Below are 5003 nucleotides of genomic sequence, written 5' to 3' on the forward strand. Positions count from 1 at the left end.
TAATAGAGTGGTTGTCAGATTACTCAAAGCCCTCTTTAGAGGGCAACCACTAGAGAAAGACCCTTATAGGGTCAGAGCAAACCACCCGTTCTACGGGTGGTTATGATTTGTCAATAGGGGGTAATAAATAATAGGCCATATCCATTCGGAAACGGCCTATTGTTTTGTATTGAATTAATTATTTAATATGTTTGCTGCCGCGTTCAGTCATTGGCACATGGTCTTTACAAAGCGGGCATTCTTCCGGCTGGTAAGTCGGCACGGTAAGGTTCAACAAAGCTTGCACTTTGTCGTTTGGAATACCGAAGTCCGCTTTGCCGCCGCTGCGGTTAACCAAGAGGCCTACGCCTACGATTTCACCTTGGGACGCTTTAACAACGTCAACTACTTCGCGAACGGAGCCGCCGGTGGTTACGATATCTTCAACGATGAGTACGCGGGTACCCGGTTCAATGCGGAAACCGCGACGCAAAGTCATAACGCCTTTTTCACGTTCGGTGAAAATAGCACGGGTGCCCAAAGCTTTCCCCACTTCGTGAGCTAATAAGATACCGCCGGTCATAGGTCCGATAACGAGTTCTACATTCTGGTCTTTGAAGCGCTCAGCCAATTCTTGGCAAAGGCGTTCGGTGTATTTAGGATGCTGTAATACGTTGAATTTTTCAACATACATAGGGCTGTGAAGTCCGGAGGTCAAAAGAAAATGGCCTTCTAAAATAGCTTTAGTGTCGATTAATAACTGTTTAACTTCTTGTTCTGTCATCATGGGTGAATAGCCTCCATTTCTTCAACAATTAAACGAACCGCTTCTTGCGGATTGTCGGCTTTGGTAATAGGACGACCGATTACGAGTTTGGATGCACCGTCCGCTAAGGCGCTCTTCGGTGTAGCAATGCGCTTCTGGTCGTTGGCGGCCGCAAAACTTGGGCGGATGCCCGGCGTTACGATGAGGAAGTCCTCGCCGCACACCTCGCGGATGGCTTTGGCTTCCAATGGGGATGCGACAACGCCGTCCATGCCGGATTCTTTGGCAAGTTTTGCCAAACGAATCACTTGATCGCGAATCGGCAATTGACCGCCGATGGCAGTCCATGCATCATCGTCAAAACTGGTCAGCACGGTTACGGCCAAGAGTTTCGGACGTTCTACCTGTAATTTCTCAGCTGCTTCGGTAGCTGCTTTGGCCGCAGCGGCCATCATAACGGGACCGCCTTGGCTGTGCAAGGTGATAAGCTTGGCACCGAGGTGCGTCAAAGAGGCTACCCCCTGCGCTACTGTGTTTGGAATGTCATGCAATTTCAAGTCGAGAAATACGGATTTTCCCTGTTCTTGTAAATACGTCACCGTTTCGGCACCGGCGGCATAAAATAATTCCATGCCCACTTTGTAATACGATACGGAGTCACCTAAGGTAGTCACCAAGTTTTTTAACTGTTCCATGGTGGCCACATCAAGGGCTACTATAAGTCTGTCGTCTGCCATCGTAAGCCTCCTTTGATAATATATTCAAATAATTTTTACACAAAAATGAGGTAAAGTCAATTCTAAATTATTTGAGCTTATCTATATTATACCTCTTTTTACTTGTAAAAAAGAGAGGATATCTAGTATTATAGATATATAAGCTAGTCATAGCAAAAAGTGATGATGTTTTCAAAAGAATGGAGTGATACTAGTGGCAGTAGGTAATCGAGTGTATTTAAAAAGACCGATGGTAAGTGATGAACTATTGAACGAATATCAGGGGATTCCGGCGGCAAATGTGGCGGATTGTATGGGGCGCCTCAGTGCATTGCATCCGCGCGTTTCTTTGAAATCTTCACCTAAACAACCGGTGACGGTAGGCCGTGCTTTGACGGTAAAAACGCGTGGCGGCGATAACTTAATGGATTCATAAAGCGCTTAATATGGCAGGGCCGGGCGATGTTATTATGGTGTCCAATGACGGCGGCACGGAATATCGGGCGCTCATGGGTGAAGTTATGTTGGGCTATGCGATTTATAAACGAATTGCCGGCCTTGTAATTGACGGACCGATTCGCGACAGTGATGCGGTAGAAGCTATGAGCATGCCTGTTTATGCAAACGGCACCAATCCGGCGGGCCCTTATAAAGATGGCACCGGTGAAATCAATACGCCAATCGCTTGCGGCGGCATTTCCGTAAATCCGGGCGACATTGTTGTCATGGACCGCGACGGCGTTATCGTTGTTCCTTGGCAAGATGCGGAAGAAGTGTTAGAGGGGGCTAAAAAAATCCAAGCCAAAGATGCCGCTAATGTACATGCAGCTTTGACCGGTGATGCGGATCGTCAGTGGGTGGAAGATGCACTCAAAGAACAGGGCACCGAAATTATTGACGACCAATATTAATTGTTGCCGAGATTAAAATGTAAAAATAAATAGTCATCAAACCTAGGGCGATGACCGTAAAAAAAAGCAACCGATGCTTACAGCGCTATGTAAGTACGGTTGCTTTTTTGATTCAAATTTTATCATGCCATATAAGTTTTGGCCTATAAAACTAAGTTATACCAAGTTCTGCAGGTTAGTGGCTTCTCGGCATTTGATGTTTTGCTTAGCTACACTAAGTTCTGCGGTTTGCCCGCTTCCCAGCATTTGATGTTTTCAATAACAATATCCGCTCTCGTTTCGAGGGCTTCTTTGCTGGCAAAAGCTACATGTGGGGTGAGAACGGTATTTTTGGCATGGCATAATGGATGGTCGGCCGGGATTGGTGGCTCCGTTTCGAATACGTCGATGCCGGCGCCGGCTAATCGACCTTCGTTAAGGGCGGCCGCTAAGGCTTCGCTATCTACAACGGGACCACGAGCCGTGTTAATAAGAACGGCCGTCGGTTTCATGAGTTTAATCATGTCGGCGTTCACGAGGCCTTTTGTTTCAGCCGTTAACGGCGTGTGTAAGGATACGAAATCGGCTTCGCGGAATAATTCTTCTTTGGAAACGAATTTAACGCCTTTATCTATGAGATCTTGTTTTTCACTGCGGTTATAGGCAATAACTTTACAACCGAAAGCGAGGGCAATTTCAGCTACGCGGCGACCGATGGCACCGGTACCCACTACGCCGAAGGTTTTGCCGAAAAGTTCAAAACCAACCAGACCGGCTTTAGTGCCTTCATGACGGGCCTGATGGTCGCAAGGCACGATATTGCGGATTACGGAAATGGCGAGGCCAAAAGCGAGTTCCGCTACCGCATTCGTGGAGTAACCGGCGGCGTTACAAACGGTGATATTCCGTTCGCGGCATGCTTCTAAATCCACATGGTCCACGCCGGTGAAGGCGATAGAAATCATTTTAAGATTCGGGCATTGGCGAATGATGTCGCCGGATAATTTTTGATTAGCCAAAATTAAAATATCTGCGTCTTTTACGCGATCCAATAATTTAGCTTGGTCTAATTCCTGCGTTTCAGGATAGAAAAACTCATGGCCGGCTGCCTTAAGTGGAGTGCTGGCTTCTTCGATTTTGGCGGCGGATACGCCTAATGGTTCCATTACGATGATTTTCATATTGTCACCTCGTTTAAATTAGTGAGTATGTATAGTTATCAGCTAACATATATTATTGTAGCTCTTATTAATTTTGATTATACGCCAAATAACAGGAGAATACAAACGTGTGGAAATCTTGATAGTGTAATTGGATACGAAAAAGAATATTAGATTTTATTTGAGAATTTATTGAAAAAGCTGATTTTTAAAGGCTGATTTTCGAACATCAAATCTAATAAACTTAATATATTTTTTTTGTAATGAGATTTATTAGCAATATAAAGAAACCAATTAACGGCATTTCTGAACAATACTCATATAGTGTCTAGAGATAGACTTTTTTCGTTTGATTAATTGTAAAAAGAGTGTAAAATTTAAATAAAACATTTACAAATTATAAACAATTTATAAACTGCATATAATGATGTATGAACATTCTGAATAATGAAATTAATAATATATACATCATATACGAAAAAGAGCATTCACGAGATATACGAAAGGATAACTCACAAGATATACGAAAAGTGAACTCACAAGCAGATACGGAGGTAATAGAGTGAAAATAATTAACAAAGTAAGCATAGTACTATTAATAATGGTTTGGCCGTTAGCCTTTCTTTTGCCTGGTTGGGCTTTCTGGGAAAATAATTGGATTGAAAATATAGAGGCACTCATGCTATTAGGGGGCTTTGTAATGACAGTTAAGTGGTCAATGTCAGGCGCTCGCGCTGAGTGGTGGCTATGGCTAAGTGCGGCGGTATTATTTCTGGTAGCACTGGGTCGTGAATTAAGTTGGGGCCGCGTTTTTTATCCGATTGCATGGACTGCTGACGGGCCGGAATTCCCGGGGATACATGAAGTGTGGTTTGGCGCTTATCTTCCTTGGTTTTTAGGTGCCATGGCAATCGTCTTGTGTGTGGCTGTATGGCGCAGTCGCTCTTTAATCGTAACTTTATATAAGGAGCATCATAATGATCGCATGCTGCTTATTTACTTCGCTATTTTTATCGGGGGTCTCGTATTAGGTGAAACTGTATTTGAAAAAAATATGATTTCCTTATGGTCCGCATATCATCAAAACTTGGAAGAAATGGCGGAGTTATGCAGCTATTGGTCGGCTATAGCACTTGTTTTCAGGGTAAAAGAGTTGATTAGAACAGACGTAGAAGCTTGCGTGATTAAAGGCAAGACACTGTACTCATTGGCTCAGTTTACTTTGCACCGATAAGCTCCTCTCTTACCTAAGGGGGCTATTTAATGACATCGTATTGTAAATAGTTGGAAGTGCGTGTCGAATAGACACAAGTAGTAAACTAATGTAACAAAATTTATAAAAACAGCCTTTATTCGGAGGCTGTTTTTTGATTTTTGTACGCCGAATAGGCATGACTAAACCCCCAGTTAAACTGGGGGTCGGTAAAAAACTCTTATAGAAAAGGAAAGAACCTCCTAATGGTACAATGAAGTTGGTCTGGTAACCACAACA

At 43.7% G+C, this 5003-nt stretch carries 6 protein-coding genes; 3 read left to right on the top strand and 3 right to left on the bottom strand.

The features are described 5' to 3' along the window. Positions 1-178: 178 nt before the first annotated feature. Together pyrE and pyrF are read right to left on the bottom strand one after the other, a co-directional pair. Positions 179-766 carry an orotate phosphoribosyltransferase gene (gene pyrE, locus E7204_RS03660; protein ID WP_021840214.1) on the bottom strand — a complete coding sequence of 196 codons (588 nt, stop codon included), beginning with the start codon at positions 764-766 and terminating at the stop codon, positions 179-181. Beyond that, positions 763-1482, bottom strand: coding sequence for an orotidine-5'-phosphate decarboxylase (gene pyrF, locus E7204_RS03665; protein ID WP_295181647.1), 720 nt, complete (start codon positions 1480-1482; stop codon positions 763-765). The genes pyrE and pyrF overlap by 4 nt, the downstream gene beginning before the upstream one ends. Before the next feature lie 193 nt (positions 1483-1675). Between pyrF and E7204_RS03670 the strand changes: the two genes are divergently transcribed. Together E7204_RS03670 and E7204_RS03675 are read left to right on the top strand one after the other, a co-directional pair. Next, entirely contained in the window at positions 1676-1897 is a 222-nt protein-coding gene (locus E7204_RS03670; protein ID WP_295181649.1) for a hypothetical protein, read from the top strand. A 10-nt stretch (positions 1898-1907) separates the two neighbouring features. Further along, on the top strand, positions 1908-2372 hold the full coding sequence (locus tag E7204_RS03675; RefSeq protein WP_295181651.1) for a hypothetical protein: 465 nt from the start codon (positions 1908-1910) through the stop codon (positions 2370-2372). Positions 2373-2581: 209 nt separating this feature from the next. On the opposite strand, the gene E7204_RS03680 is transcribed toward E7204_RS03675, so the two are convergent. Continuing rightward, on the bottom strand, positions 2582-3532 hold the full coding sequence (locus E7204_RS03680) for a 2-hydroxyacid dehydrogenase (protein WP_295181653.1): 951 nt from the start codon (positions 3530-3532) through the stop codon (positions 2582-2584). 679 nt (positions 3533-4211) lie between these two features. Here E7204_RS03680 and E7204_RS03685 point away from each other — a divergent pair. After that, positions 4212-4745: a hypothetical protein gene (locus tag E7204_RS03685; RefSeq protein WP_295181655.1), complete on the top strand. Its 534-nt coding sequence runs from the start codon at positions 4212-4214 to the stop codon at positions 4743-4745. Positions 4746-5003: the final 258 nt, after the last annotated feature.

The sequence above is a fragment of the Veillonella sp. genome (genome assembly GCF_015058545.1).
Classification (GTDB): domain Bacteria; phylum Bacillota; class Negativicutes; order Veillonellales; family Veillonellaceae; genus Veillonella_A.

What these genes read in the sequence shown, in the direction of transcription:
- pyrE (WP_021840214.1), bottom strand. Translation starts at nt 766, where the DNA reads ATGATGACAGAACAAGAAGTTAAACAGTTATTAATCGACACTAAAGCT.
- pyrF (WP_295181647.1), bottom strand. Translation starts at nt 1,482, where the DNA reads ATGGCAGACGACAGACTTATAGTAGCCCTTGATGTGGCCACCATGGAA.
- E7204_RS03675 (WP_295181651.1), top strand. Translation starts at nt 1,908, where the DNA reads ATGGCAGGGCCGGGCGATGTTATTATGGTGTCCAATGACGGCGGCACG.
- E7204_RS03680 (WP_295181653.1), bottom strand. Translation starts at nt 3,532, where the DNA reads ATGAAAATCATCGTAATGGAACCATTAGGCGTATCCGCCGCCAAAATC.
- E7204_RS03685 (WP_295181655.1), top strand. Translation starts at nt 4,212, where the DNA reads ATGACAGTTAAGTGGTCAATGTCAGGCGCTCGCGCTGAGTGGTGGCTA.